General features: G+C 69.7%; 24 protein-coding genes. 3 read left to right on the top strand and 21 right to left on the bottom strand.

The annotated features are described in order from the left end of the window. Positions 1 to 92: 92 nt before the first annotated feature. Positions 93 to 3245 carry a S41 family peptidase gene (locus ABZU75_RS05800; RefSeq protein ID WP_355549910.1) on the bottom strand — a complete coding sequence of 1051 codons (3153 nt, stop codon included), beginning with the start codon at positions 3243 to 3245 and terminating at the stop codon, positions 93 to 95. 67 nt (positions 3246 to 3312) lie between these two features. Here ABZU75_RS05800 and ABZU75_RS05795 point away from each other — a divergent pair, with 67 nt between their 5' ends. Continuing rightward, positions 3313 to 3903 carry a cob(I)yrinic acid a,c-diamide adenosyltransferase gene (locus ABZU75_RS05795; protein WP_350924704.1) on the top strand — a complete coding sequence of 197 codons (591 nt, stop codon included), beginning with the start codon at positions 3313 to 3315 and terminating at the stop codon, positions 3901 to 3903. Between the two features lie 34 nt (positions 3904 to 3937). Here the strand turns inward: ABZU75_RS05795 and ABZU75_RS05790 are convergent, their stop codons facing one another. The 16 genes from ABZU75_RS05790 to ABZU75_RS05715 all read right to left on the bottom strand — a co-directional run bounded on the left by ABZU75_RS05790 (position 3938) and on the right by ABZU75_RS05715 (position 18787). Beyond that, entirely contained in the window at positions 3938 to 4351 is a 414-nt protein-coding gene (locus ABZU75_RS05790; RefSeq protein WP_350924702.1) for a DUF2550 domain-containing protein, read from the bottom strand. A gap of 44 nt (positions 4352 to 4395) precedes the next feature. Continuing rightward, positions 4396 to 4803, bottom strand: a complete 408-nt coding sequence (locus ABZU75_RS05785; RefSeq protein ID WP_343975638.1) for a F0F1 ATP synthase subunit epsilon — start codon at positions 4801 to 4803, stop codon at positions 4396 to 4398. Between the two features lie 68 nt (positions 4804 to 4871). Beyond that, positions 4872 to 6299 (bottom strand): F0F1 ATP synthase subunit beta, encoded by a 1428-nt coding sequence (atpD, locus tag ABZU75_RS05780; protein WP_350924698.1) that lies wholly within the window; start codon positions 6297 to 6299, stop codon positions 4872 to 4874. Between the two features lies 1 nt (position 6300). After that, positions 6301 to 7203, bottom strand: coding sequence for a F0F1 ATP synthase subunit gamma (locus ABZU75_RS05775; protein ID WP_350924696.1), 903 nt, complete (start codon positions 7201 to 7203; stop codon positions 6301 to 6303). A 3-nt stretch (positions 7204 to 7206) separates the two neighbouring features. After that, the gene (atpA, locus tag ABZU75_RS05770) at positions 7207 to 8856 is read right to left on the bottom strand and encodes a F0F1 ATP synthase subunit alpha (protein ID WP_355549906.1); all 1650 of its coding nucleotides are present in this window, start codon (positions 8854 to 8856) and stop codon (positions 7207 to 7209) included. Between the two features lie 23 nt (positions 8857 to 8879). Beyond that, positions 8880 to 9689: a F0F1 ATP synthase subunit delta gene (locus ABZU75_RS05765; protein WP_355549904.1), complete on the bottom strand. Its 810-nt coding sequence runs from the start codon at positions 9687 to 9689 to the stop codon at positions 8880 to 8882. Then, entirely contained in the window at positions 9689 to 10237 is a 549-nt protein-coding gene (locus ABZU75_RS05760; RefSeq protein WP_355549902.1) for a F0F1 ATP synthase subunit B, read from the bottom strand. The genes ABZU75_RS05765 and ABZU75_RS05760 overlap by 1 nt, the downstream gene beginning before the upstream one ends. Before the next feature lie 30 nt (positions 10238 to 10267). Continuing rightward, on the bottom strand, positions 10268 to 10489 hold the full coding sequence (gene atpE, locus ABZU75_RS05755) for an ATP synthase F0 subunit C (protein WP_343975656.1): 222 nt from the start codon (positions 10487 to 10489) through the stop codon (positions 10268 to 10270). Positions 10490 to 10554: 65 nt separating this feature from the next. Further along, entirely contained in the window at positions 10555 to 11343 is a 789-nt protein-coding gene (gene atpB, locus ABZU75_RS05750) for a F0F1 ATP synthase subunit A (protein WP_350924687.1), read from the bottom strand. 67 nt (positions 11344 to 11410) lie between these two features. Further along, positions 11411 to 11626, bottom strand: a complete 216-nt coding sequence (locus tag ABZU75_RS05745) for an AtpZ/AtpI family protein (RefSeq protein WP_343975662.1) — start codon at positions 11624 to 11626, stop codon at positions 11411 to 11413. A gap of 71 nt (positions 11627 to 11697) precedes the next feature. Beyond that, positions 11698 to 12123: a hypothetical protein gene (locus tag ABZU75_RS05740; RefSeq protein WP_355549898.1), complete on the bottom strand. Its 426-nt coding sequence runs from the start codon at positions 12121 to 12123 to the stop codon at positions 11698 to 11700. Positions 12124 to 12275: 152 nt separating this feature from the next. Continuing rightward, the gene (locus tag ABZU75_RS05735) at positions 12276 to 13658 is read right to left on the bottom strand and encodes an undecaprenyl/decaprenyl-phosphate alpha-N-acetylglucosaminyl 1-phosphate transferase (RefSeq protein ID WP_355549896.1); all 1383 of its coding nucleotides are present in this window, start codon (positions 13656 to 13658) and stop codon (positions 12276 to 12278) included. A 57-nt stretch (positions 13659 to 13715) separates the two neighbouring features. Further along, entirely contained in the window at positions 13716 to 14981 is a 1266-nt protein-coding gene (gene glyA, locus ABZU75_RS05730) for a serine hydroxymethyltransferase (RefSeq protein WP_355549894.1), read from the bottom strand. 220 nt (positions 14982 to 15201) lie between these two features. Next, a complete protein-coding gene (locus tag ABZU75_RS05725; protein WP_355549892.1) occupies positions 15202 to 15582 on the bottom strand; it encodes a hypothetical protein in 381 nt (126 codons plus the stop codon). A 113-nt stretch (positions 15583 to 15695) separates the two neighbouring features. Then, positions 15696 to 17774, bottom strand: coding sequence for a hypothetical protein (locus ABZU75_RS05720; protein WP_355549890.1), 2079 nt, complete (start codon positions 17772 to 17774; stop codon positions 15696 to 15698). A 128-nt stretch (positions 17775 to 17902) separates the two neighbouring features. Beyond that, positions 17903 to 18787 (bottom strand): glycosyltransferase, encoded by an 885-nt coding sequence (locus ABZU75_RS05715; RefSeq protein WP_355549888.1) that lies wholly within the window; start codon positions 18785 to 18787, stop codon positions 17903 to 17905. Between the two features lie 93 nt (positions 18788 to 18880). Between ABZU75_RS05715 and ABZU75_RS05710 the strand changes: the two genes are divergently transcribed. After that, complete coding sequence (locus tag ABZU75_RS05710; RefSeq protein ID WP_350954697.1) at positions 18881 to 19603, top strand: polysaccharide deacetylase family protein; 723 nt, start codon at positions 18881 to 18883, stop codon at positions 19601 to 19603. A gap of 10 nt (positions 19604 to 19613) precedes the next feature. Next, positions 19614 to 20177 carry a hypothetical protein gene (locus tag ABZU75_RS05705; RefSeq protein WP_355549885.1) on the top strand — a complete coding sequence of 188 codons (564 nt, stop codon included), beginning with the start codon at positions 19614 to 19616 and terminating at the stop codon, positions 20175 to 20177. Here the strand turns inward: ABZU75_RS05705 and ABZU75_RS05700 are convergent. From ABZU75_RS05700 to ABZU75_RS05685, 4 genes are read right to left on the bottom strand one after another with little or no spacing between them, the layout of a single operon-like run. After that, positions 20140 to 21606: a polysaccharide biosynthesis tyrosine autokinase gene (locus ABZU75_RS05700; RefSeq protein ID WP_355549883.1), complete on the bottom strand. Its 1467-nt coding sequence runs from the start codon at positions 21604 to 21606 to the stop codon at positions 20140 to 20142. The genes ABZU75_RS05705 and ABZU75_RS05700 overlap by 38 nt on opposite strands. Then, positions 21603 to 22859, bottom strand: coding sequence for a hypothetical protein (locus tag ABZU75_RS05695; RefSeq protein WP_355549881.1), 1257 nt, complete (start codon positions 22857 to 22859; stop codon positions 21603 to 21605). Before ABZU75_RS05695 ends, ABZU75_RS05700 begins: the two co-directional genes overlap by 4 nt. Further along, complete coding sequence (locus ABZU75_RS05690; protein ID WP_355549879.1) at positions 22856 to 24142, bottom strand: O-antigen polymerase; 1287 nt, start codon at positions 24140 to 24142, stop codon at positions 22856 to 22858. The genes ABZU75_RS05695 and ABZU75_RS05690 overlap by 4 nt, the downstream gene beginning before the upstream one ends. Further along, positions 24139 to 25161, bottom strand: coding sequence for a glycosyltransferase family 1 protein (locus tag ABZU75_RS05685; RefSeq protein ID WP_355549877.1), 1023 nt, complete (start codon positions 25159 to 25161; stop codon positions 24139 to 24141). The genes ABZU75_RS05690 and ABZU75_RS05685 overlap by 4 nt, the downstream gene beginning before the upstream one ends.

Here is a 25161-nt window from a genome sequence, read left to right as displayed (position 1 = left end):
CGACAATCGTCGTCTTCCCGCGTTTGAGCAGGTAGTCGCCAATATCACCGGAAAAATATGATCTTTAAGATCTTTTGGATGACAAATGTCAACTACGGGCGGGGCGGCAGCGCGGGGCGGCGACGGGACGGCCGGGTGGAGGCGTCGGGCGGGGTCGTCGCCGGGCGCTCGTCCAGCGCGGCCAGCGCGAGCCGTACCGCCTCCTCGATCTGCGGATCCCTGCCCGCCGCCCAGTCGTCAGGGCTGATGTCGATCTCGACGTCCGGATCGACGCCGTAGTTCTCCACACCCCAGCCGAGCCCCTCGAACCAGAAGGAGTACCTGGGTACGGTGATGTGCGACCCGTCGACCAGCCGGTGGCTGCCCTCGATGCCGATGACGCCACCCCAGGTGCGGGTGCCCACCACCGGCCCGAGCTTGTAGATCTTGAAGGCCGCGGTGACGATGTCGCCGTCGGATCCGGCGTTCTGGTTGGCGATCGCGACCAGCGGGCCGCGCGGCGCGTCCTCGGGATAGGTGATCGGCGTCATGCCCCTGGGCAGGTCCCAGCCGATGACCCGGCGGATCAGCCTCTCGATGACCAGCTCGGAGGTGTGGCCACCTCGATTGTTCCGTACGTCCACCACCAGCCCCTCGAAGGTCATCTCCCTGCGCAGGTCGCGGTGGAACTGCGCCCAGCCCTCGGCGACCATGTCCGGGATGTGCAGGTAGCCGAGGCGGCCGCCGCCGAGCTCCCTGACCCGCGCCCGGCGCCCGGCCACCCAGTGCTGGTAACGCAGGCGCCTGTCGTCGCCGAGCGGCGTGACGACCACCCTCCGGCCACCGCCCAGAGTCAGCTCGACCGGCTTGTCCGCGGCGCCGACCAGCAGCCGGGCGGGACCCTCCGGTGGCACCGGGCGGCCGTCGACCGCGAGCAGCGTCTCCCCCTCCAGGACCGCCGCCCCGGGCCCGGCCAGCGGCGAGCGGGCATGCACGTCGGAGGACTCGGCGGGCAACACCGTGTCCACCTGCCAGCGGCCGTCGGCTTCCCTGGAGAGATCGGCACCGAGCAGGCCGACCGGCTCCGAGGCCGGGTAACCCCAGGCCGCCCCGTCGACATAGGCGTGCGAGCTGCCCAGCTCCCCCACGACCTCCCAGAGCAGGTCGGCGAAGTCGTCGGCGGTGGCGACGCGGTCCACCAGCGGCCGGTACTCCCCCAGCACGGCCTCCCATTCGACGTCGGCCATGTCCTCGACCCAGAAGTCGGCGCGCACCCGGCGGCCCGCCTGGGCGTAGGCGTGCCGGCGCAGGGCCTGAGGATCTCCGGTGATCCGGATCCTGGACAGGTCGATGGTCGTCTCGTCGCCGTTCTTGGCGCCCGGCTTGCCACTGGCCGGCCGGACCGTGAGCGTGCCCTTGTCACTGACGACGAGCTGCGTGCCGTCACCGCTCACCCGGTACCAGTCGAGCTTGTCGACCACCTCATCCCACTTGCGCTTGTCCAGGTCGTAACGGTCCAGCGCCGCCCGGGGCGCCTCACTCCCCACCTCGTCCCGGTCCTCACCGAGTTCCCCCGCCAGCGGCTCGCGCAGCCAGACGAACCCGCCCTTGACCGCCCGCAGGTTCGAATACCGTCCCTCGGGGACCGGCACCCGCACGACCCTGGCGGAGATGCCGTCCAGATCCACGGTGATCGCGGCCTCGTCCCGCTTGTCGTCGTCACCGGAGTCGGCGACGGGCCGCCCCGCGGAGCTGGGCGCGAACGGGGACGGCGTGGAGGCGGCCAGCGGCACCAGATAGGGCCGGTAGCCGAGCGGGAAGGACATGTCGAAGGAGTGCGCGTCATAGATCGGGTCGAAGCCACGCCGCGACAGGAACGCCAGGTGGTCCCCGGCGAACGCGGGCGAGATGTCCGCGAACCTGCCATCGGTGACATCGGTCACCGCCCGGTCGGCCACCCTGGCCAGCCTGATCCTGCGCAGATGCTCGCTGTCCGGGTGTGACCAGGCCAGCCAGCCGGAGTCGGGCGACCAGGCGAGGCCCTGGATCTCACCGGCGGCCCTCGCCAGCTCCACCACCTCGCCGGAGGCCACGTCCACCAGGAGCAGCCGCCCGTCCCTGGCGCTCACCGCGATCACGTTCCCGTCGGGTGCGACGGCCAGGTCCGCGACCTCGCCCAGCTTGCCCGCGGCGATCCTGCGGCTCTCTCCGCCCCCTGCGGGGACGATCTCCAGTCCCTGGGTCTCGCCGTCGTCAAAGACCCACACCACCCGGTCGTCGCCGAGAAGGCGGGGCCGCCCCGCCGACAGGCCGGTGCTGAGCTGCCGTGCCGGGCCGTCCCGATGGGTCACCCAGTGCACCGTCCCCTGGACCTCCACCACGCTGGCCCGCCCGGTGGCGTCCACGGCCAGGTCGTGCAGCCGCCTGCCCGCGTTGATCTGGTAGGGCTGCCGCCCCCGCAGCGGGGAGCCGAGCGTGACGTCGAGCTTGCGGGCCTCGGCGTCAAGATCGTCCAGGAGGTAGAGGTCACCGGCGTTCTGGTAGACGATCCGCCTCCCGTCGGTGGTGGCGTGCCTGGCGTAGAAGGCCTCGTGGTCGGTGTGGCGGCGCAGGCCGGTGCCGTCCAGCTCGCAGGAGTAGAGGTTGCCGACGCCCTCGTGGTCGGAGAGGAAGGCGAGCCGTCCCCCGACGAGCATCGGATCGGCCAGCTGGCCGTTCAGATCGGTCAGGATCCGGGTGAAGTCCCCCTCTCCCCGCCGCACCCACAACCGGCCCGCCGTACCGCCCCGGTAGCGTTTCCAGGTCGCCGGATCGCGGGCGAGCGCCGCGGTGAGAAGTGCCACCGCGTCTTCCGTGACCGAGAGGTCGTTGACCGGACCGTACGGCAGCCGCTCGACTCCGTCGCCAAGCGTGTAGGCCCAGGTCTGCCAGAGGAACGGCTGGCCGGTCGCGCTGATCGCGAGGACCTCTCCCTCCGGTGTCCAGCCGCGCGCGCGGGTCCGCGCGCTCCCCCAGTAGGTCAGCCGCTCGGCGGATCCGGAGTCCAGATCCGCCAGGTAGATCTCGGGGGCACCGTCGCGAACGCTGGTCCAGGCGACCTTGGCGCCGTCAGGTGAGAGGCGGGGATGGCTCGCTGGAGCCCGGTCGGCGGAGAGGCGCCACGCCCGGCCGCCATCCACCGGAGCCACCCAGACGTCGTCGTCCGCGACGAACGTCAGTGTCTCATGGGAGAGGTGTGGGAATCGCAGGTAGAAACCAGAAACCATTAACAAATCATATTGTCGACTATCAGGTGAATCGGGGGCAATTTTCGCCCCCGATAAGCTGGACGGCATGACGCGAGCTGACAGAGACAACCCGGTGGTGCTCTCCAAGATCTACACCCGTACCGGGGACGACGGCACGACCGCGCTCGGCGACATGAGCCGTACCCGCAAGACCGACCCGCGCCTGGCCGCCTACGCGGACGTCGAGGAGGCCAACGCGGCGATCGGCGTGGCACTGGCCACGGGTTCCCTGGAGGCGGACGTCACCGCCGTTCTCACCCGGATCCAGAACGAGCTGTTCGACGTCGGGGCCGACCTCTGCACCCCGATCACGGAGAACCCCGAGTTCCCGCCGCTGCGGGTCGAGCCCTCCTACATCGAATGGCTTGAGGCGCGCTGTGACGAGTTCAACGAGCGCCTCAAGCCGCTGCGCAGCTTCATCCTGCCCGGCGGCACCCCGGCCGTGTCCTGGCTGCACGTCGCCAGGACCGTGGTCCGGCGGGCCGAGCGGACCGTCTGGTCGGCGCTGGAGGCCCACGACGACGTCAACCCGCTGACCGCGAAGTACCTCAACCGGCTGAGCGACCTGATGTTCATCCTCTGCCGGGTGGCCGCAGGCGGCGACGAGATCCTCTGGAAGCCCGGCGGCACCCGCTGAGGGGGCCCGCCGCCCGGTGACAGGGCGCGGAGGATCAGGCGACGTCGAGATGGGCGCTGGGCGGGGCGGACTCCAGCCAGGCCACGAAACCGGTCAGTGCGCGGTATCCCATGGCGAGCTCGAAGGCGCTCTGCCCGTTGCGGCACTCAAGCGCCGTCACCCCCTCGATGAACCCGAAGAACTCACCGGAGCCGACCTTACGACGGCCGGAAACGACAAGGCCGCGCCTCACGATGACGTGGCGCGGCCTTGGAAGCAGACCTATGAGCGGGATCCAGTTGAGGTGGCCGTCGGCATAGCGGGCCACTCCGACCCGCCACCCCCGCTCCCTCGACATGGGGCGCAGGCAACACAGCACCGACCCTCGGAAGCGGGTCAGAATGAGCACCCTGAGCGCCAGGAGGGCGACGAGCAGCCCCACCACGATGAGTACGTCCAGCACCACCATGTCTGCCCGCCCCCCAACAAGCCCTTACCGCTAAGAAGCCGAATTTATCCGACTTCTTCTCCGGCCGCGCGCAGCCGGGCCCTGGCACGCTTGGCCTCGGCGGCGGCGTCCGCGTCTTCCTGGCCGGACTCGACCGAGGCCTGAGCCCGCTCCAGCGCACTCCTGGCCCGGGCGATGTCGATCTCGGAACCAAGCTCGGCGATCTCGGCCAGGATCGACACCTCGTCGTCGGCCACCGAGAGGAATCCTCCGTGGACGGCGGCGACGAGATCGGCCTCGCCGTCACCTCGCTTGATCTTCAGCAGCCCGCCCTCGACGAGAACGCCGAGCACGGGTGCGTGTTTAGGCATGATACCGATCTCGCCGTCGACGGTCTTGGCAATCACCATGTCGGCCTCGCCGGACCAGATCTCCCGCTCCGGGGAGACGACGCCTACTCGCAGCTTCGCCACTTTCTCTCCAGTTCCCTATCGAACCAGGTGCCGGTACGACCGCGTGACCGTACCGGCACCGAAGGCGACTAGCGGGCGAGTTCCTTGGCCTTGGCCACGGCCTGGTCGATGCCACCGACCATGAAGAACGCCTGCTCGGGCAGGTGGTCGTAGTCGCCGGCGCACAGACCCTTGAACGAGGCGATGGTCTCGTCCAGCGGCACGTTCTCTCCGGGCTGACCGGTGAACGCCTCGGCGGCGTACATCGGGTGGGACAGGAAGCGCTCGATGCGACGGGCCCGGTTGACGGTGACCTTGTCCTCTTCGGAGAGCTCGTCGATACCGAGGATCGCGATGATGTCCTGCAGTTCCTTGTACTTCTGCAGGATCCGCTTGGTCTCCTGAGCCACGCGGTAGTGCTCCTCGCCCACGATCAGCGGGTCGAGGATCCGCGAGGTGGAGTCGAGCGGGTCCACCGCGGGGTAGATGCCCTTCTCCGAGATCGGCCGCGAGAGCACGGTCTGCGCGTCGAGGTGCGCGAACGCGTTGTGCGGGGCCGGGTCGGTGATGTCGTCCGCGGGGACGTAGATCGCCTGCATGGAGGTGATCGAGTGACCGCGGGTCGAGGTGATGCGCTCCTGCAGAACACCCATCTCGTCGGCCAGGGTCGGCTGGTAACCCACCGCGGACGGCATGCGGCCGAGCAGGGTGGACACCTCGGAGCCGGCCTGGGTGAACCGGAAGATGTTGTCGATGAAGAGCAGCACGTCCTGCTTCTGCACGTCACGGAAGTACTCCGCCATGGTCAGCGCGGAGAGCGCGACGCGCAGACGGGTGCCCGGGGGCTCGTCCATCTGGCCGAAGACGAGCGCGGTGTCCTTGAGGACGTTCGCCTCCTCCATCTCCAGCCAGAGGTCGTTGCCCTCACGGGTACGCTCGCCGACACCGGCGAACACCGAGGTGCCACCGAAGTTGCGGGCGACCCGGCGGATCATCTCCTGGATCAGAACGGTCTTGCCCACGCCCGCGCCACCGAACAGGCCGATCTTGCCACCCTGCACGTACGGGGTGAGCAGGTCGATGACCTTGATGCCGGTGGTCAGCATCTCGGTGCGCGACTCAAGGGTGTCGAAGGCGGGCGAGGGGCGGTGGATGCCCCAGCGCTCCTCGATCTTGAGCGACGCGGTGGGCACGTCCAGTGCCTCGCCGAGCGTGCTCCACACGTGGCCCTTGACGACGTCGCCGACCGGTACGGAGATGGCCGCGCCGGTGTCGGTCACCGCCGCGCCACGGGTCACACCGTCGGTGGGCTGCATGGAGATGGCCCGTACCAGGTTGTCACCCAGGTGCTGGGCGACCTCCAGGGTCAGCAGCCTGGTCTCCCCGCCGAGGGTGACCTCGGTGGTGAGCGCGTTGTAGATCTCGGGCATCGCCTCGACGGGGAACTCCACGTCGACGACGGGACCGGTGACCCGCGCGACGCGGCCCACGCCGGTCTCAACAGTCTGTGCAGTCATTTCACTCTTTCCCCGCTGCGGAGTCAGCCAGCGCGCTCGCGCCACCGACGATCTCGCTGATTTCCTGGGTGATCTCGGCCTGGCGAGCTTGGTTCATCTGCTGGGTGAACGTTCGGATGAGCTCGTTGGCGTTGTCGGTCGCCGACTTCATCGCCCGGCGACGCGACGCCTCTTCCGAGGCCGCCGACTGGAGCAGCGCGCTGAAGATGCGCGACTCCACGTAGCGCGGCAGCAGCGTGTCGAGAACATCGGCCGCGCTGGGCTCGAACTCGAAGTACGGCAACGGCGTGCTGTCCACCGGCTCGACGGTCTCCTCGACCTCCAACGGCAGGATTCGCTTGATCACGACCTCCTGCGTCAGCATCGAGACGAACTGGGTCGAGACGATGTGGATCTCGTCCACCCCGTCCTCGGCCGAGAACGAGTCGATCAGCACGCCGGCGATCTCCTTGGCGTCCGAGTAGGAGGGCTTACGGGAGAACCCCGTCCACTGCCCGCTCATCTCTCGGCCACGGAAGCTGTGCCAGGCGACACCCTTGCGGCCGGTCACGAAGGGCACGGGCTCGATGCCCCTGTCCTTCAGCAGACCGCCGAGGGCCTCGGCCTCACGCAGGATGTTCGCGTTGAAGCCGCCGCAGAAGCCGCTGTCGCTGGTGACGATGAGCACGGCGGCCCTGGCCGGCCGCTCCTTCTCCACGGTCAGCGGGTGATCGACGCTGGCGGTGTTGCTGACGACGCCCGTCACGGCGCGAGTGATCTCGCGCTCGTACGGCACCGCCGCCTGCATCCGCAACTGCGCCTTCACGATGCGCGATGAAGCGATGAGCTCCTGGGCGCGCGTGATCTTCGCCGTTGACTTGACCGACTTGATCCGCCGCCGCAGCAGTCTTAGCTGGGCACCCATCGGCTACTTCTTCTCAGCCGTACGGACGCGCTTGGTGATCTTTTCCTGGCCGACCTCTTCGGCGCCGAGCGCCTCGACCGGCTCCTCGTTGACCAGCAGCTCGCCCGCGGAGGTCTCGAAGGTCTTCTTGAACGCGGTGACGGCGTCCTTGAGAGCGGTGACCGTGTCCTCGGACAGGGCCTTGGTCTCTCGGATGCTGTCGAAGATGCCCTTCTTCTCTCGACCGATGTAGTCCAGGAAGTCCGCCTCGAAACGGCGGATGTCCTCGACCGGGACCTCGTCGAGCTCACCGGTGGTGCCGGCCCAGATGGAGACGACCTCGTGCTCGACCGGGAAGGGGCTGTACTGCGGCTGCTTGAGCAGCTCGACCAGGCGCTGACCGCGCTCCAGCTGAGCCTTGGACGCCGCGTCCAGGTCGGAGGCGAAGGAGGCGAAGGCCTCCAGGTCACGGTACTGGGAGAGCGACAGGCGCAGCGTGCCGGCGACCGACTTCATCGCCTTGGTCTGGGCCGAGCCGCCGACTCGGGAAACCGAGACACCGACGTTGATGGCGGGACGGACACCGGCGTTGAACAGGTCCGTCTCCAGGAAGACCTGGCCGTCGGTGATGGAGATGACGTTGGTCGGGATGAACGCCGAGACGTCGTTGCCCTTCGTCTCGATGATCGGCAGACCGGTCATCGAGCCGGAACCCATCTCCTTCGACAGCTTCGCGCAACGCTCCAGGAGGCGGGAGTGCAGGTAGAAGACGTCACCGGGGTAGGCCTCACGGCCCGGCGGACGACGGAGCAGCAGGGAGACCGCGCGGTAGGCGTCGGCCTGCTTGGTCAGGTCGTCGAAAACGATGAGAACGTGCTTGCCCTGGTACATCCAGTGCTGGCCGATGGCCGAACCGGTGTAGGGGGCGAGGTACTTGTAACCGGCCGGGTCGGACGCCGGAGAGGCCACGATGGTGGTGTACTCCAGCGCGCCCGCCTCCTCAAGGCGAGCCTTGACCTGGGCGATCGTGGAACCCTTCTGGCCGACCGCGACGTAGACGCAGCGGACCTGCTTGTCCGGGTCGCCGGAGAGCCAGTTCTCCCGCTGGTTGAGGATGGTGTCCACGGCGATCGCGGTCTTGCCGGTGCCACGGTCACCGATGATCAGCTGGCGCTGGCCACGGCCGATCGCGGTCATCGCGTCGATCGCCTTGATGCCGGTGGCGAGGGGCTCCTTCACCGGCTGGCGCTGCACGACGGAAGGCGCCTGAACCTCGAGGGGACGAACACCCTCGGACTCGATGGCACCCTTGCCGTCCAGCGGAATGCCCAGCGGGTCGACCACTCGGCCGAGGAAGCCGTCGCCGACCGGCACGGACAGGACCTCGCCCGTCCGGCGGACCGACTGGCCCTCCTCGATCTTGCTGAAGTCGCCCAGAACAACGACACCGATCTCCCGGACGTCCAGGTTCAGTGCCAGGCCACGCGTGCCGTCCTCGAACTCAAGCAGCTCGTTCGCCATCGCCGAGGGAAGGCCGGAGACATGGGCGATACCGTCGCCGCAGTCGACGACGGTCCCGATCTCCTCACGCGCGGCGCCTTCCGGCTCGTACGCCTGGACGAAGCGCTCAAGTGCGTCCCGGATCTCGTCCGGCCGGATCGTAAGCTCCGCCATCTCTCTTCAGTCTCCCTATTCGCCTAGCCGGCCAACCGGCGGCGGACTTCTTCGATTCGTCCCGCGATGGTGGTGTCGATGAGATCGTCCCCGATGTGCACCGAGAACCCTCCCAGCACCCGCGGATCCACCTCGACGTTCAGATGAACGTCGCGGCCGTACGAGGTGCGCAGCCACGTGGCGAGACGCTGCTTCTGCTCCTCTGAGAGCACGATGGCGCTCCGCACCACCGCGACGAGGCGCTGCCGCTGGGCGGCGACCAGCTTTCCGAACTCCTCAAGGCCACTGTCCAGGCTACGTCCTCGCGGGTGTACCACGAGCTGCGTGACCAGGCGGAGAGTGGTGGGGGCGACCTTGTCGGCGAGCAGGGAGCCCAGCAGTTCCCGCTTGGCCTGCTCCGGTGCCGTCGTGGAGGTCAGGGTCCGGTGCAGTTCCAGGTTCGAGGCGACGATGCGCCCGAACCTGAACAGCTCGTCCTCGACATCGTCGAGCCTGCCCTGTGCCTCGGCCTCCGCGGAGGCCGCGATGACACCGAGACGCTCAAGGGCGTCGGCCAGGTCGCCGGAGCGGGCCCACCGCGCGGACACGGCCGCGGCGACCGTCTCCAGCGCGGCATCGCTGACCTTGCCCTCCAGCAGCACCCGTACCACCTGCGCCTTCTGGGCCGCGGGCCGGGCGGGGTCGGAGAGGTTGCGGCGGAGCCCGTGCTCACGGTCGAACAGGTCGGCGACCGAGAAGAGCTCGTCGGCCAGCGTGCCGAGGTCGGCGCTTCCCGCGACGGCGTTGAAGCGCTCTTCGACCTCGGCCAGCGAAGCCCTGCTCAGACCTCTCATCAGCGGACCGCCGCGCTGCTCGACTCGAGCTCCTCGAGGAACCGGTCCACGGTGCGGCGCTGGCGCGCCTCGTCCTCAAGGGATTCGCCGACGATACGGCCGGCCAGATCGATCGACAGACGACCGAGCTCCGCGCGGAGCTGGGCGAACGCCTGCTGACGGTCGGCCTCGATCTGCAGGTGCGCGGCCTCGACGAGACGGCGGGCCTCGGCCTGCGCCTCCTCGCGGAGCTCGGCCTTGATCTGCGCACCCTGCTCGCGAGCTTCCTCACGGAGGCGGGAAGCCTCGTGACGAGCCTCGGCGAGCTGGTCCTTGTACTGCTTGAGCAGCGCCTGGGCCTCGGCCTGGGCGTCCTCGGCTCGCTTGATGCCGCCTTCGATCGCATCGGTCCGCTCGGCCAGGGTCTTCTGGATTCGCGGGGTGAGGATCTTACCGACGACGAAGAGGACGACGAAGAACGCGAAACCGCCGACGACCAGCTCGTAGAGGTGCGGCATGATCGGGCTGGTGGTGCCCTCGGCCGCCAGGAGCTTAGCTGCGGATGTCATCGATGCAGCCTTCCGTCAGGGTGTCTTCGATCAGTAGATGAACGGCGCGACAAGGCCGATCAGGGCCAGCGCCTCGACGAGCACGAAGCCCAGCAGCATGTTCTGGCGGATCAGACCGTAGGTCTCGGGCTGGCGGGCGATGGCCTGCAGACCGTTACCGAAGATGAGACCGACACCGATGCCGGGGCCAAGCGTGGCGAGCCCGTAACCGATGGAGCCGATGTTGCCGGTGACCTCAGCGAGGATGCTCATTGCTGTTTCCTTTACAAGATGGCCGGTGAACGGGTCTCACCGGTCTGAACTGGAGGAGAAGGGTCTTAGTGCTCGGCGTGCAGCGAGCCGCCGATGTACATCGCGGCGAGCAGCGCGAACAGGAAGGCCTGCAGGAACTGGATGAACATCTCGAACGCGGTCATCGCGATCGTCATGATGACGGCGACGACACCGACCGGGGCGCCGAGCGGCGTGAGCTGCTCGAAGAGGAACCAGAAACCAACGGCGCTGAAGAAGGCCAGGATGATGTGGCCCGCGAACATGTTGGCGAAGAGTCGCACCGCGTGGGTGAACGGCGCCACGATCATGTTGGAGAGGAACTCGATCGGCGCGAGCAGCACGTAGATCGGCTTGGGCAGGCCCGGGGGGAACATCATGTTCTTGAAGTAGCCGAGCCCTCCCTGGTGCTTCATGCCCAGGTAGATCTTCAGCACGTAGACGCTTACCGCCAGCACGATCGGGAAGGCGATGTGCGAGGCGATCGGGAACTGCAGGAAGGGGACGACCCCCATCAGGTTCCAGATCCAGACCAGGAAGAACAGGCTCAGCAGCAGGCCCATCCAGCGGTCGGCGTCCTTGCCGAGGAAGGGACGGGCTACCTGATCACGGACGAACATGTAGCCGTACTCACCGATGTTCTGGATGCCCCGGGGCACCAGCTTCGGGTTGGCGAAGGCCGACCAGCAGAAGGCTATGACCACGAGCGAGCTCAGCAGGGCGAGCAGCACCGGCTTGGTGAACCAGGTGACGCCGGGAATGATCGGGGGGAGATCGAACAGCTCAAGCCCCGGGGCCTTGAACTCGTCGGCGGCGAGGACCGTCAGCGCCTTCACGCGGCGTTCCCTTCAACGTGGTAGTGGATCAAGACTGCTTCCTCAGCGAAGCGACCGCCGCGCGAGGTCAGCGACCGTATTTCCGGTAGACCAGGTAGATGGCGAGAACGACACCGACGATCACTCCGATCGGTGTGAACACGGCCACGCCAGTCCAACGGCTCAGCAACCAACCGCCGCCGCCGTACAGGATGATCCCGGAGAGAATGTAGCTGGGAACCGACCAGGCAGCGTTGGCGAAGTCGCGGCCATCGCTCTCGGGCCTGCGTTCTTGTTCGCTCATTGCGGGCATGACAATAGCAGCCGGGGAGATGACTAGTCATATCGGGTCCCGCCGCCCGGTCATGATACGCCTCATCGGGGGCCACCCTGTCCGGGGACAGCGGCGCCCGGGTCGACGTAGAGCATCTTCGTCTTCACGAAGCCCCGCATCTCGCCGGCCGTCCAGACGACGGTGCAGACGATCGCCGACCAGCCGAAGGCACGCGGCTCGAACGCCGTGGCGCTCTCGAACATCTTGAGGAGCGCCATGATGATCAGGACCTTCACCGCGTAGGTGGCGATCGCGGTGACCATCATCACAACGGGAGAGACCCGGCTCGCGGAGGAGACCGCGACCAGGCTGACCGTAAAGAAGACCGCCACCACCAGGAGGCCGATCGCGGCCCCCAGCGCCCCCTTGGCACCGGAGAGCAGAGCCGCCGTGAGGATGACGACCGCACCCGCGGCGGCGGTGGGTATCACGGCCCCTTTGAGGACGCGCACGTCATTGGCCTGCATCGGCACTCCCAGTGACTGTTATCAAGCGAGCGATTGCTACCTCGAAGATCCAGCTGAACCATGGATCCGTTAGTGAAAGCTATCACAAGCTCATGGAAGAGCGCCTTTACCTGCCGTTTCAAGTGAACGATCAAGCAGCTGACATGGACCGCTCAACGCCGCGTCTCAGGGTTTGAGAAACCTTGCCGGGGAGCGGTGAGTGACAGGTCGGGCAGCGCCGAGAGCGTGGCGGTGCCGTCGCCGTCGTCGCCGCTGACGGCCGGACGAGGCCCCGGCGTCTCCGAGGGGTAGGGGTGGGGCCGGACCCGGGCCTGCGGCTCGCCCGGTCGCACCTGCCGCCCCGGCCCCTCGGTGGGACCGCTGAATCCCGTGGGAGCCGCGGGCCCGGCGGGCCCGGCGGTGCCGGTCGGGCCCTGCTCTCCGGACCCGCCGACGTCGCGGCGGGCCCGCCAGCGGGGCAGCGCCATCATCACCAGCACGCCGATGGCGAGCAGCACGGTCAGCGGGAACAGGATGAGCGGGACACCCTCGATGGACAGTGCCACGACCGCGAAGGCGAACAGGAAGGTCCAGGCGTACATGATCATGACGCTGCGGCGGTGTGAGTGTCCGATGTCCAGCAGGCGGTGGTGGAGATGCCCTCGGTCGGGCGCGAACGGCGACAGGCCGTTGGACGTGCGCCGGACCACCGCCATGATCAGATCGAGCAGCGGAAGCACCAGGATCGCGACCGGCACGAGCAGGGGGAGGATGACGGGGAAGCGGTTGATGCTGCTGGAGTCGAGCGGCGTCACCAGGATCATCGTGGAGGCGAGGACCAGGCCGATCAGCATCGCCCCGGTGTCCCCCATGAAGATCTTCGCCGGGTGGAAGTTGTGCGGCAGGAAGCCCAGGCAGATCCCGATGAGCACCGAGGCGATGACCGCCGTCACGTTGATGCTGGTGTTGCCGTAGTCCTTCGACAGGGCCACCGAGTACGTCCATGTGGCCATCGCGGCGATGCCCACGATCCCGGCGGCCAGACCGTCGAGCCCGTCGACGAAGTTGACGGCGTTGATCATGACGACCACGATCAGGATCGTGATCAGCGGGCTCAGCGTGGAGTCGAGAATGGTCTGCCCGCCCAGCGCCGTGGGCAGCGGGAGCCACGGCAGGCTGACGCCGAAGGCGACGAGCACGCCCGCCGCGCCGATCTGCCCGGCGAGCTTGACGAGGGCGTCCATCCCCAGCCAGTCGTCCAGGAAGCCGGTCAGCGTGATGAGCCCTCCCGCGGCGATCAGCGCGATCACCGTCTTGCCCTGGCCCTCGGCCGCCAGCTTGCCCCCGGCGTAGGGCAGCTCGCCGGCGATCAGCAGACCGGCGACGAGACCGCCGTACATCGCCAGGCCACCGAGTCTGGGCGTCGGCGTGGTGTGCACGTCACGGTCGCGGACCTCGGGCATGGCACCGATACGGACGGCGAAAACGCGGACCAGTGGGACCAGCAGGTATGTCACCGCGGCCGCGACGAGCGCCATGAGTAGGTATTCGCGCACGGAACCAGTTTCGCGGATAGTCCGGCCACCTGTGACCGGAAAACGCCACAGAACAGCTCATAGTTCGCTGGGATATATCTGATGGAGGCTCGTCAGCGCCGCGACGCGCTCCCGTATTTCACCCACTGCGTCGGGGTTGCGGATGGCCTGTGCCACCATCGAGGCCACCGCCTTCATCTCCTCGGCCCCCATTCCCTGGGTCGTGACGCAGGGGGTGCCCACCCGGATCCCGGACGTCACCGTGGCCGGCTCCGGGTCGTAGGGGATCGCGTTGCGGTTCAGCGTGATCCCGGCCGCGCCACACCGCTGCTCGGCCACCGCGCCGGAGACCCCGACGTCACGCAGGTCGATCAACGCCAGATGGCTGTCGGTGCCCCCGGAGACGGGCCGCATCCCCTCGGCGGCCAGGGCGTCGGCCAGTACCTGAGCGTTGGTCACCACCTGCCGCGCATACCGCGCGAACTCGGGGCGCAGCGCCTCGCCGAACGCCACGGCCTTGGCCGCCACCGCGTGCATGAGCGGGCCGCCCTGCACGAAGGGGAAGACCGCACGGTCGACCCTGCGGGCCAGTTCCCGGGTGCACATGATCCCGCCCCCTCTCGGGCCGCGCAGCGCCTTGTGCGTGGTGAAGGTCACCACGTCCGCGTACGGCACGGCGGACGGCAGGGCGTTCCCGGCCATCAGCCCGATGGTGTGCGCGACGTCGGCGAGCAGCCAGGCGCCCACCTCATCGGCGACCCCCCGGAAGGCCGCGAAGTCGATCTTTCGGGAATAGGCGGTGGCACCACATATGATCATTTTGGGCTGATGCTGCAACGCCAGGTCCCTGACCTCGTCATAGTCGATCAGCTCGGTGTCCCTGCGCACGCCGTACGCCACGACGTCGAACCAGCGGCCGGAGAAGTTGACCTTGGAACCGTGCGTGAGGTGGCCGCCGTGCGACAGCGCCATCGCCAGCACCGTGTCGCCCGGCTGGAGGAGTGCCGCGTAGGCCGCCAGATTCGCCGAGGCGCCGGAGTGGGGCTGCACGTTGACGTGATCGGCGCCGAACAGCCGCTTGGCCCGGTCGATCGCGAGCTGCTCGGCCCGGTCGACGACCTCGCATCCGGCGTAGTAGCGCCTGCCGGGGTAGCCCTCCGCGTACTTGTTGGTGAGCGTCGAGCCGAGCGCGGCGAGCACGGCGGGCGAGGCGAAATTCTCACTCGCGATCAGCTGGACGCCGCCGCGGAGCCTGTCGAGCTCGTCGAGGAGCACACGGGCGATCTCCGGATCCTCGCGCTGCAGTAGGCCGAAATCTGGCCCGTAGTACGACTCTGCGCCCATGGCTCACATCCCGAAGATGACAACTCACCCCCACTGTAAGCCCGGCTACCCCGGTTATCCCAGGTCAGAGAGGTGTCGCCATGGGAAGGCGTGTCTCCGTGCGGAAACGCACGCCCCGGGAAGGCCCCTGGCGCCGTCCCCCCGGGAGGCTTCGAAAACCGCCCGGCCCGCGGGCCTCGCGCCGAAGGATCCGGCCGGCGCCTCCAAGCCGGGAAGGACGTCAGGAGAAGGCGTGCGGGGCCCCGGCTCCCACCGGCACCCATCTCGGCGTGTCGGCCGCCTGGTCGCTGATCGAGGTCAGGATCGCCTGCCGGTAGAGGCCGAGACGGGTGCGCCACTCCGTCATGTCCTCGACGTAGCGGCCGGAGACCGGGGCGTCCCAGACATCCCTGCTCCTGGCGAGCTGGTAGGCCTTGTCCAGACTGGCGGTCAGCGTGTCGAGTGTGGGAAGCACCTGCCGCCACATCATGACCAGCCGCTGGTATTCGGGGTTGAACTCCCACGCCGTGGCGGCGTCCGAGGACGGCAGACCGCCGCCGCCCGAGGCCGGTGGGGTCTCCCCCGGCTGCAGCGGCTGCGGTGCGGGTGGATCCACGAACATCACAGGCTCCTCACCCTCGCTGACACAGTCCCTGCCCCCCGCTCACTGCCCGACGCCGTAACGGTGCTGACCGGCTCGGGAGCCGGGCTCGCCGACATGGTCCCCGCCCCCGCTCACTGCCCGCCTCCCGGAGGCGGGATCGGCCGCAGCGGATTCCCCGGCTCCACGTCGCCCGCCGGTCCGTCGGGCCCGATGTCCATGGGCGCCCAGGCCCCCTCGCCCCAGGTCTCCCCTTCCGGCACCCGCACGCCGGGCATCTCCAGCGGCTCGATCTCCCGGGCGTTGTCGGCGAGCGTCCTGAGGGCGTCCAGATCGAGAGGGCTCGCCTCCGCGGTGACGACGTCGTCGCCGTCGCCGGCCCACCGGGCGACCGAACCGTCCGGTGCGGCGGCCACCCCCCCGGGAGCCGTCCCCGCCGACTGTCCCGAGCCCCCTGCGGCATCCTCCGCCCCTCGCGCCTCGCTGAAGACCGCGTCGCCGATGGACGGCGTGCCGGCGTCTCCCCGCGGCACCACGGCGGGCTGCGAGGCCGCCTCGCCGGAGGCCGTACCCGCCGTCTGGACGGCGGGTACGGCGGAGGTCGTGGCCTGCGGCTGAACAGCCGCCTCACCGGAGGTCGTACCGGCGGGCTCGGGGGTGGCGTCGCCCCCCGTGCCCGGCGGCTGGACGGTCTGGTCGGTGGTGGGTCCCGCGGTGTCGAGGAGCGGATAGTCAGGCTTGGCCGAATCGAGCGGGCCGTGCGGCTCGACCCAGCCCGGCTGCCCCGCCGTGGCGGAGACGTTGTCGACCGTAGGCATCTCCAGCGGCGGAATGTCCTCGATGTTCTTCAGCAACTCGTCGACCTCGGCCGCCGTGGGCGAGTCGAGCGGGATCTGGAGCACCTTCACACCGTCGACCTCCACGACCTTCGCCCGCTGATCGCCGCTCTGGTCGATGTCGTCGGGATGGTCCTTCCGGTAACTGTCGAGGATGTCGTTGCCGGACGTGCCGCCCTCCTGCCTGGGCGAGCGCTCGTCACCCTTGGAGCCGGAGTCGCCCTTGGCGTCGGGATCGTTGACCGGCGCGCCACCCACGGAGCCGTCCCCCCGCGGTGTCGTCTCGTCACCCTTGGAGCCGGAGTCACCCTTGGCGTCGGAATCCTCCCCGCCAGGCATCGTGTCGTTCACATTGACGATCTCCGGCTGCGTGTCATCGGCTCTGGGCATCTCCGGCACGGGGGTGGCATCCGGGCCGGGGGCCTCGGGCGTCTGGCGTGGCACGTCGTCAACCGGCCGTCCCCCGTCCTGAGGCCCCTCGCCGGGCCCGGGAACCGCGGGTTTCAAATCCTCGACCCTCGGCGTCTCCGGCCGCGAGTCCTCAGCCCTGGGCGCCTCCGGCATGGGATCCGGCTTCGGAGCCTCACGCGGCGTGTCCTCAGCCCTGGGCGCCTCCGGTACGGGATCCGGCTTCGGAGCCTCACGCGGCGGGTCCTCAGCCCTGGGCGCCTCCGGCGTGGGCGTGGCATCCGGCTTCGGGGTCTCGCGCGGTGCGGTGTCAACCGGCTTGACGTTCTCCTTGGGGGAGTCTCCCTCGCGCGGAGAGGTCTCGTCACCCTTCGAACCCGTGTCCGGCTTCCGGTCGTCGGCCCCGGACGCCTCCGGCTTCGGCGTCTCCTTCGAACCGTCCCTCGGGGAGGTCTCGTCACCCTTCGAGCCCGCCTCCGGCTTGCCCTCGTCACCCTTCGAGCCCGTCTCGGGCTTGGTCTCGTCGCCCTTCGGAGGCTCCGGCTTGGGGGAGTCCTTCGGATCGTCACGCTGGGTGCTCCCGGCCGACTGGTCACCGACGCGGGGCTTGTCGTCCGCTCCGACCGCCGGTTTGAGGCCGTCGGCCTTCGGGGTCTCGGGCTTCGCGTCATCGCCCGCCGCGCCGCTGTCAGGCTTCGTGTCCCCGGTCTTGGGCTCGGCGGGAGGTGCCGTCGCGTTCTGGTTGATCCTCTTCTCCAGCAACGCCACGCGAGCGGAGACGTCACGGACCATCACGTCGCACGCGTCGGCGATCTGGACGGGTCTGTGGGTCGACTGCGAGGACAGGCCGGCCCCGCTCATCAGCTGGGTGACCTTGCCCTCGACGTTCCGCATCTGATCGGCCGCCCGCCGCACCTCGGACAACAGATCGCGGACCAGCTTGGGGTCCATTCCTTCGAACTTGCCCATGGACGTCTCCCAGAAGTGTCGGCCCACTTCAAGGTACCGGGGAGAGCGCCCCGCGTCACGGTGATAATCAGATGGCATGGATCATGGACATGGACCGCGCGGCGCCGGGCACGGGAACCCTCAGGAGATCACGTCCTGGAGTGGACGTGACGCCGGACGGGAAGCAGGATCCCCGTGATGCCCTCCAACCGTCCGATCAGGCGCTGCAGGTGCCAGCCCGCGTCCGCCCAACGTGCGCGGGCGACGCTCAGCAGCGCGCCGCCGAGCGGTCTGGCCAGCACCCTGAGCCGGGCCCCCCAGCCGTGGTGCCTGCGGTACACCCTGCCCGTCCCCCGCGCGACGTGGCGTGCCCTGCGGCGGAACTCTCTGGTACCGGCCGCGGGAACGAAGGGGTTGTCCTCGTAGACGATGACGCGCGGGTGGTAGGCGATCGACCAGCCGTCCCGCAGCCCGCGCAGGAGCAGATCGGTGCCCTCCCCCGACTGCCAGGGCGTCGGGCAGCCCGCTCCGAGCCCCTCGTCGAAGGAACCCACCGCACCCATGAAGCCCGCCGTGTAGAAACAGGTCGCCTCGATGGCCTGGGACCACACGGTGGCGCCGTCGAGGACGGCCGGCTCGGCGCCGAAGGCCAGCTGGGTCGGCTGCCCCGCCGCGTCGAGCAGCATGCCGGAGACGACCCCGTGCCCGCCGATCGCCTCGCACACCCTGGCCAGGGTGTCGGGGGCGTACCAGGTGTCGTCGTCGGGGAAGCCCACGATGTCGTAGTCCCCGAGCGCCGCCACCCCGGCGTTGCGCCCCGCGGACAGCCCTCGCGGCGTGGTCACCCGCCGGACCGGCAGCCGTTCCCGCCAGCGCTCGACGACCTCCGCGGTCCCCGTTCCGCCGCTCTGGTCGACGACGATCATCTCGGTGGCCGGGAGGCTCTGCTCAAGCACCGAGCGGAGCAGGCGGTCGAGGGTCTCGGGCCGACCGATCGTCGTGACGACCAGAGCGACCCGTGGAGTGGAATTCACGCCGATATGGTAGGCCAGCGCAAAGAGATGCGATTGGAGCCTCCCGGGATGATTCACGTGAACAAATCGCCGATGGTATGGGTTTATCATTCCGTGGCCGAATTCAGTCGGGACCCGCTCCGGATCACGGTCTCTCCGGCCAGCTTCCAGCGCCACATGCGCTGGCTGCGCGACCGCGGGCTGCGCGGGGTCACGATGCGTGAGCTGCGCGCCGCCGAGGCCAGGGGCCAGGCCGCCGGACTGGTCGGGCTCACCTTCGACGACGGCTACGCCGACTTCGCCACGACCGTCGTGCCCACCCTGGCGGAGTACGGCTTCACCGCCACGGTGTTCGTCGTCGCGGGCCACGTGGGCGGCGACAGTTCCTGGGATCCCGGAGTCCCCCGGGACGTGATGACCCGCGAGCAGCTTCGCGAGGTGGCCGCCGCGGGCATGGAGATCGGCTCGCACTCGCTGACCCATCCCCGGCTGCCGACCGTGGACGGCGACCGGCGGCTGGCCGAGGAACTCGTGACGAGCAGGACGATGCTGGAGGACCTGACCGGTGAGGAGGTCGGCGGCTTCTGCTACCCGTACGGGCAGCACGGCGCCCGCGAGGTGGAGGCGGTCGCGGAGGCGGGGTTCGGCTACGCCTGCGCCCTCTGGCACACCGAGCACGCGGGTCTGTTCGCGATGCCGCGCATCGAGCCCTTCGACGAGACGAGATCCGCGGGGTTGCACGGCCGGGTGCTGGCGCATCGGATGAACAAGACCTACCCCAACATTCGAGGCATTCTCAAGGACCGCTTCGGTATCGATCTCCAGGCTCACCGCTAAAATAGACGAGGTGAGAGAGGACTTCCGGATTCTGATCGTCTGTACGGCGAACATCGTCCGCTCTCCGATGGCCGAGGCGATAGCCAAGGCGATGCTCCGGTTCTCCTCCTGCCCGATCCTCGTGTCGAGCGCGGGCACCCACGCCAGAGCGGGGCACCCCATGGCTCCGTACGCGCTCGACACGCTGAGAAACCTCGGCCTGGACGGCTCCGAGCACCTCTCGCGACCGCTGGACGGCGCCCTGGTCGGCGACGCCGATCTCATCCTCACCATGGAGACGGGGCAACGCGGCACGGCGGTGACGATGGATCCGACCGCGATCCACCGGACCTTCACCCTCCGCGAGTTCGCCCATCTGTCGGCGGGCCGGAAAATCCGCCACCGCTCCGACACCGTCGGGCGTGCGCACGCCGTGGTCAGGACCGCCGCCAGGCGCCGGGGTACCCCTGGCCGCCATCCATCGGTCGAGATCGCCGATCCGTACGGTGGGCCGCCGAGGGAGTACGAGGAGTGCTCCCGGGTGATCGGCGACTCGCTCAGCCGCGCCCTGGGGGAACTGCTCGGTCCCCGCTGAGCGGCGGGTCTCCTCTCCTCGGCCGCCGCACCACGGCAGGCTGCTCCCGATCCTGGAAGGTGTCGCCCAGCTGGGGCTTGGCGGTGTCGCGCACGTACGGGCCGTACCGGTCGGACCTGGTGGCCGTCCCGCAGTTGAAGACCAGCCCCACGACGCGGCCCCTGGCCCCCTCCAGCGCCGTCAGTGCCTCACGCAGATCGTCGCGCCTGGTCTTCTTGGCCCGCGTCACCAGGATGGTCCCGTCCGCCTCCGGCGCGAGCACCGCCGCGTCGGTGACCGGCAGCAGCGGCGGGGCGTCCAGGATGACGTAGTCGAAGCCCTGGGCGAGCCGCCGCAGCAGGTCCCGCATGCGCTGGGTGCCCAGCAGCTCGCTGGGGTTGGGCGGCAGCGGGCCGCTGGTGAGCACGGTGATCCGGTGCGGTCCCGCCGTCGACTGGGCGACATCGGCCAGCTCGGCCCTCCCGGTCAGGACGCTGGTCAGACCCGCCTCGCCGACGAGCCCGAGCATGTCGGCGAGTTTCGGCCTGCGCAGGTCGACCTCGACCAGGGCCACCTGGGCACCCTCGGCCGCCAGGGCCGCCGCCAGGTTGACCGCGGTCGTCGACTTCCCGTCGCCGGGGAGCGGGCTGGTGATCAGGAAGACCTTGGCGGGCTGGTCGACGCCGACGAAGCGCAGGGTGGTGCGCAGCTTGCGGTACGCCTCGGCGCGTGAGCTGAAACGATCGCCGACGAGCGGGGCGGCCTGGGCGTCGGGATCCTTGGGAACCATGGCCAGCAGGGGCTGGTCGCTCAGCCTCGCGAGATCGGCCTCGCTGTGGATCCGGGTGTCGAGCGCCTCGCGCAGGGCGCCCGCGCCGACGCCCCCGACGAGTCCCAGCGCGAATCCAAGCACCACGTCCAGGACGATCCTGGGGCTGCTCGGCCGCTCCGGCACCGCCGCGTCCCTGACCACCTTGACGCGGATCGCCGAGCCCTGGTCCAGATCGGGTGTCTCCAGGTCCGCGACCACCGCGACGAGCCGGGCGGTCACCGCGTTGGCGATCCTCGCCACGGCTTCGGCGTCGCCGTACCTGGCGGTGATGTTGAGCAGGACGGTGTCGACCGGGACGTCCACCTCCAGCCTCTGTGCCAGTTCCTCGGGCTTCAGTGACAGCCCGAGGGTCCTGACCACCGACCTGGTCACCACCGGGGTGGTGACCAGCGCGGCGTAGGAGCGCACCCTCTCCTGGGTGAACAGGGTGCCCTGGTACCTCTGGTCGATGCTGGACTGGCCGCCCTGCGCGATGGAGACGAACAGTGTCGTCGTGGTCCTGTACTCCTTCGGCTGCAGCAGGCCGATCCCGAGTCCGGTCCCCGTGCCGAGGACGGCGAGCAGGATGACGAGCAGCAGGTTCCTGCGGGCTCCGGCGATCAGCTCTCTGGCGTTCACGGGTGCTCTCTCGACTGTTGGGGGGTCACATGCGACGTTCGGAAAGGCGCGGTGGTGAGGACCGCCGCGAGAAGAGCCATGGCGACCAGGAACCCGGTGGCCTCGATCAGCGAGCTCGCCGTGGCCGCGCCGGCGGCGCCGGCCAGTGCCGCCCCCGCGCTGACCGCGAGCACGCGTCCCGCCGCCACGGAAACCCTCAGGACGAACAGCGTCCGGACCCGTTCCATCGCGCGCAGCACACCGTAGGGTCCGAGACCGATCCCCTCGATCACGAGCAGGGCGGTGAAGGCGGGGACGAGCGGCCCCACGTCCGCCCAGGACTCGCCGAGCAGGGCATGGCCGACGGAGTCCGGCAGGAAGGCGGCGATGGCACCGGCCACGGCGCCCACGACCCCGCACAGCAGCCCGACCACGGCCGCCGAGCGGAGCATCCGGCCGGGGCCCGCGGTCCTGAGCCGGGAAAGCTCGCTGACGGCCGCGACCCGACCGGCCGCCATCACCACGTTCGCCGGGCCGAACAGGGTCAGCGCGGCCCGCCAGGCCCCCACCGCCGCCGGCCCCGCGATGTGCCCGAGGACGATCAGTACGGCATAGCCCGCCAGGGAGAGCGCCCCGGTCTCCACGAAGTAGGGCCGGACCAGCGTGCCGTACTCCCTCAACCAGCGGCGCGGCGCTCCGAGCCGGGGCAGCGTCCTGGCCTGGGCGGCCGCCAGACACGCGGCGACCAGGCCGCCGAACCCCCAGCCGGCGACCAGCCAGCTCAGGCTCACCTCCACGGTGAGCGCGGCGAACGCCGCCGAGACCTGAACCACCCCGCCCACCGCGTCCACCAGCACCGCGCGACGCTGCCATCCGATCGCGATGAACGCCAGCCTGAGCGCGTCCCAGATCAGCAGCGCCGGCAGCAGCACGGCGAGCACCACGGCCGAGCGCCAGTGCGCGCCGATCAGGAAGGGGGACAGGGCGAGCAGCAGCACCCCGGCGAGGGCACCGAACACGGCCGCGGAGCCTGAGCTGTCCGCCAGCGCCCGGCGCACCGCGGCGTCTCCCTCGGGCCGCCTGACCAGGAGCGGCTCGCTGACCGCCGCCCGCGACAGCTCCACGACCACCACGTAGAAGCCGTAGAGGAGCGCGAACTCTCCCAGGGTGACGACCGGGACGTTGCCGGCGACCAGGATCATGAGGGCGAAGTTGCTCCCGCTGCAGATCACATGGTCGGCGAGGGTCCACAGCCCCCGGCGCGCCGCGGTCACCTCTCCTCCCCGGGGTCCCGGCGGCGGTGCAGCAACATGGCCAGCACGACGGCGCCGAGCAGCGTGGGAAAGGCCCGGCCCTCACCCCAGTAGAAGTATCTGGCCAGGTCGACCAGGCCCACGTACAGCAGCGGGTAGAGGATCAGGCCCCGGATCTCCCCCGAGCGCATCCAGCGGTAGCAGAGGCCGACCGCCAGCCCCGTCCCGGCCCAGAAGAGCATGCCGCCCGCCAGCCCGTAGTCGGCGAGGGGGGCGAGCATGCCGCCCGTGTTGTTGTACTCGGGGTTGCCGAACTGCCACAGCAGGCCGGGCCAGACCCGGGCGGGGTGGAAACCCAGCACGGACTCCGGGGTCAGCAGCACCGACAGGCCGGGGAAGTTCCACAGGAACCCCACCGTGTAGTACGGCCAGACGAGGCCGGGGCCGATGCGGTCGACCACGATGGCGGAGTTGTTGTACGCCGTGGCGTAGTAGCCGGTCAGCCTGCGCAGCACGAACTCGGAGTAGTCGATCTGGACGATCGCGGAGTAGTGGGACCAGCTGCGCACGTACTCGAAGGTGCCGAAGAGCGTCACCAGGGCGAACGGGGCGAGCAGCGGCAGCCCTGCCCACAGCCAGCGGTGGTGGCGCCGCCCGTCGCCGGGCCGCAGCGTCGAGATCAGCGCGAGGACCGGGAGCGCGATCTCCATCAGGGCGAGCCGCTCGGAGTTGAGCACCACCCGCGCCAGCGTCAACCCGGTGAGCATCACGAACATCGCGGTGTGCGAGCCACCGCCGAGCCTCCGCTCAAGCAGCAGGCAGACCATGGCCAGCGGTCCCAGCTGGGTCAGCGTGGTCACCCCGCCGATGGTGGCGAGTTCGTCCTTGACCGCGTCCGCGGAGCCCGGGCTCAGCGAGAAGACCTTCACGAGGTCGGCGAGGCTGAGCCCGCTCGAGACCGCCGAGGCCAGCCAGGCCGCGTATCCCACCACGGTGAGCGCGGCTGCCACCCGGCCGGCCAGGAGCAGGACCCGGCGCTGGCGCGCGTTGACCGGTATGTCGGTGGCCCGAACCGGCCTGGACAGCGACGGCAGCATGCAGCCCACGACGAAGACGCCGATGAACACCACGACGGTGAGCACCTTGCCGTCGTCGAAGATCTTCGGCGTCCGCCACCACTCCCGGAAGCTGTCGTCCCCGATCAGCCAGACGGCCAGCAGCCCGGGGATGGTGGCGAGCATCGCCGTCCAGGCCGGGTGGAGCCACCAGGCGCCCTCGCGCAGCGGCAACCGCGAGGTGCTCACGCCCGGGTACCTCCGCTCTCGACCAGGGCCGTGAACACCTCGGCGTGGCGCCGCGCGGACTCCTCCCAGGAGAACAGAGCGGCCCGGACGATCCCCCGGGCCCGCAAATCCGCCGCGGCGCGGTCGTCGGACAGGACGGTCTCCAGACCCGCCGCGATGCCGCGCGCGTCAAGATCGGATACGAGTACGGCGGCGTCACCCGCGACCTCGGGCAGCGCCGCCCGGTCGGAGGTCACCACCGGGGTGCCGCAGGCCATGGCCTCCAGCACCGGCATCCCGAAACCCTCGTGACCTGAGGGGAAGGCGAACACCGTGGCCGCCCTCATCAGGGGCGCCACCAACTCGTGCGGTACCTGGCCGAGGTAACGGGCGTGCGGCGCCCCGGCCAGTGCCCGCTCGACCTGGCCCGACCCGAGGAACCCGCCTCCGGCGACCACCAGGGGGACGCCCAGGCGCGCGGTCGCCTCGACCAGGGCCGTGACGTTCTTGCGGGGGTCCAGGTTCCCCAGGTACAGCACGAACCTGCCGGGCAGCCGCAGGGGTTCGAGGAGGGCGTCGTCGCCGGCCTCCCGGGGGTGGAAACGACCGGCGTCCAGCCCGTGCGGGATCACGTGGACGCGGGCCGCGGGGACGCGGAAGACCCTGCCGATCTCGCCGGCCGAATGGCGCGAGACGGTGATGACCGCGCCGGCGACCTCGGTGAGCCTGCCGACCCTGGCCAGCCAGGTGCGCTTCCAGAGCGCGCGGGCCAGCCCGGGGACGGGAGCGTCCTCGACGCCGTGCACCGTGGCCGCGATCGGTACCCGGGAGCCGATCAGCGCCCCGGTGTCGGCCGGGAAGTGCAGCAGGTCGGCCCCTCCCGGGCGGGCCGGCCACAGCAGGCCGTCGGCGGCGGCGTAGGCGAGCTGCCTGACCGCTCCTCCGAACCCGTCGCCCGGCGGGACGAGGGCCTCGCACTCGATCCCGAAAGGTGCCAGCGCGGTGTAGAGGGTCCGCGTGTAGGAGGTGTTTCCTCCCAC

It is taken from the genome of Streptosporangium sp. NPDC005286, assembly GCF_040607515.1.
GTDB lineage: Bacteria > Actinomycetota > Actinomycetes > Streptosporangiales > Streptosporangiaceae > Streptosporangium.
This window is presented reverse-complemented; position numbering and strand designations above follow the sequence as displayed.

Coding starts and splice junctions, on each gene's coding strand:
- ABZU75_RS05775 (WP_350924696.1), bottom strand. CDS start 7,203: ATGGGTGCCCAGCTAAGACTGCTGCGGCGGCGGATCAAGTCGGTCAAG.
- ABZU75_RS05720 (WP_355549890.1), bottom strand. CDS start 17,774: ATGGGCAAGTTCGAAGGAATGGACCCCAAGCTGGTCCGCGATCTGTTG.
- ABZU75_RS05795 (WP_350924704.1), top strand. CDS start 3,313: ATGACGCGAGCTGACAGAGACAACCCGGTGGTGCTCTCCAAGATCTAC.
- ABZU75_RS05790 (WP_350924702.1), bottom strand. CDS start 4,351: ATGGTGGTGCTGGACGTACTCATCGTGGTGGGGCTGCTCGTCGCCCTC.
- glyA (WP_355549894.1), bottom strand. CDS start 14,981: ATGGGCGCAGAGTCGTACTACGGGCCAGATTTCGGCCTACTGCAGCGC.
- atpA (WP_355549906.1), bottom strand. CDS start 8,856: ATGGCGGAGCTTACGATCCGGCCGGACGAGATCCGGGACGCACTTGAG.
- ABZU75_RS05740 (WP_355549898.1), bottom strand. CDS start 12,123: ATGCAGGCCAATGACGTGCGCGTCCTCAAAGGGGCCGTGATACCCACC.
- ABZU75_RS05765 (WP_355549904.1), bottom strand. CDS start 9,689: ATGAGAGGTCTGAGCAGGGCTTCGCTGGCCGAGGTCGAAGAGCGCTTC.
- ABZU75_RS05725 (WP_355549892.1), bottom strand. CDS start 15,582: ATGTTCGTGGATCCACCCGCACCGCAGCCGCTGCAGCCGGGGGAGACC.
- atpD (WP_350924698.1), bottom strand. CDS start 6,299: ATGACTGCACAGACTGTTGAGACCGGCGTGGGCCGCGTCGCGCGGGTC.
- ABZU75_RS05745 (WP_343975662.1), bottom strand. CDS start 11,626: ATGAGCGAACAAGAACGCAGGCCCGAGAGCGATGGCCGCGACTTCGCC.
- ABZU75_RS05800 (WP_355549910.1), bottom strand. CDS start 3,245: ATGGTTTCTGGTTTCTACCTGCGATTCCCACACCTCTCCCATGAGACA.
- atpE (WP_343975656.1), bottom strand. CDS start 10,489: ATGAGCATCCTCGCTGAGGTCACCGGCAACATCGGCTCCATCGGTTAC.
- ABZU75_RS05760 (WP_355549902.1), bottom strand. CDS start 10,237: ATGACATCCGCAGCTAAGCTCCTGGCGGCCGAGGGCACCACCAGCCCG.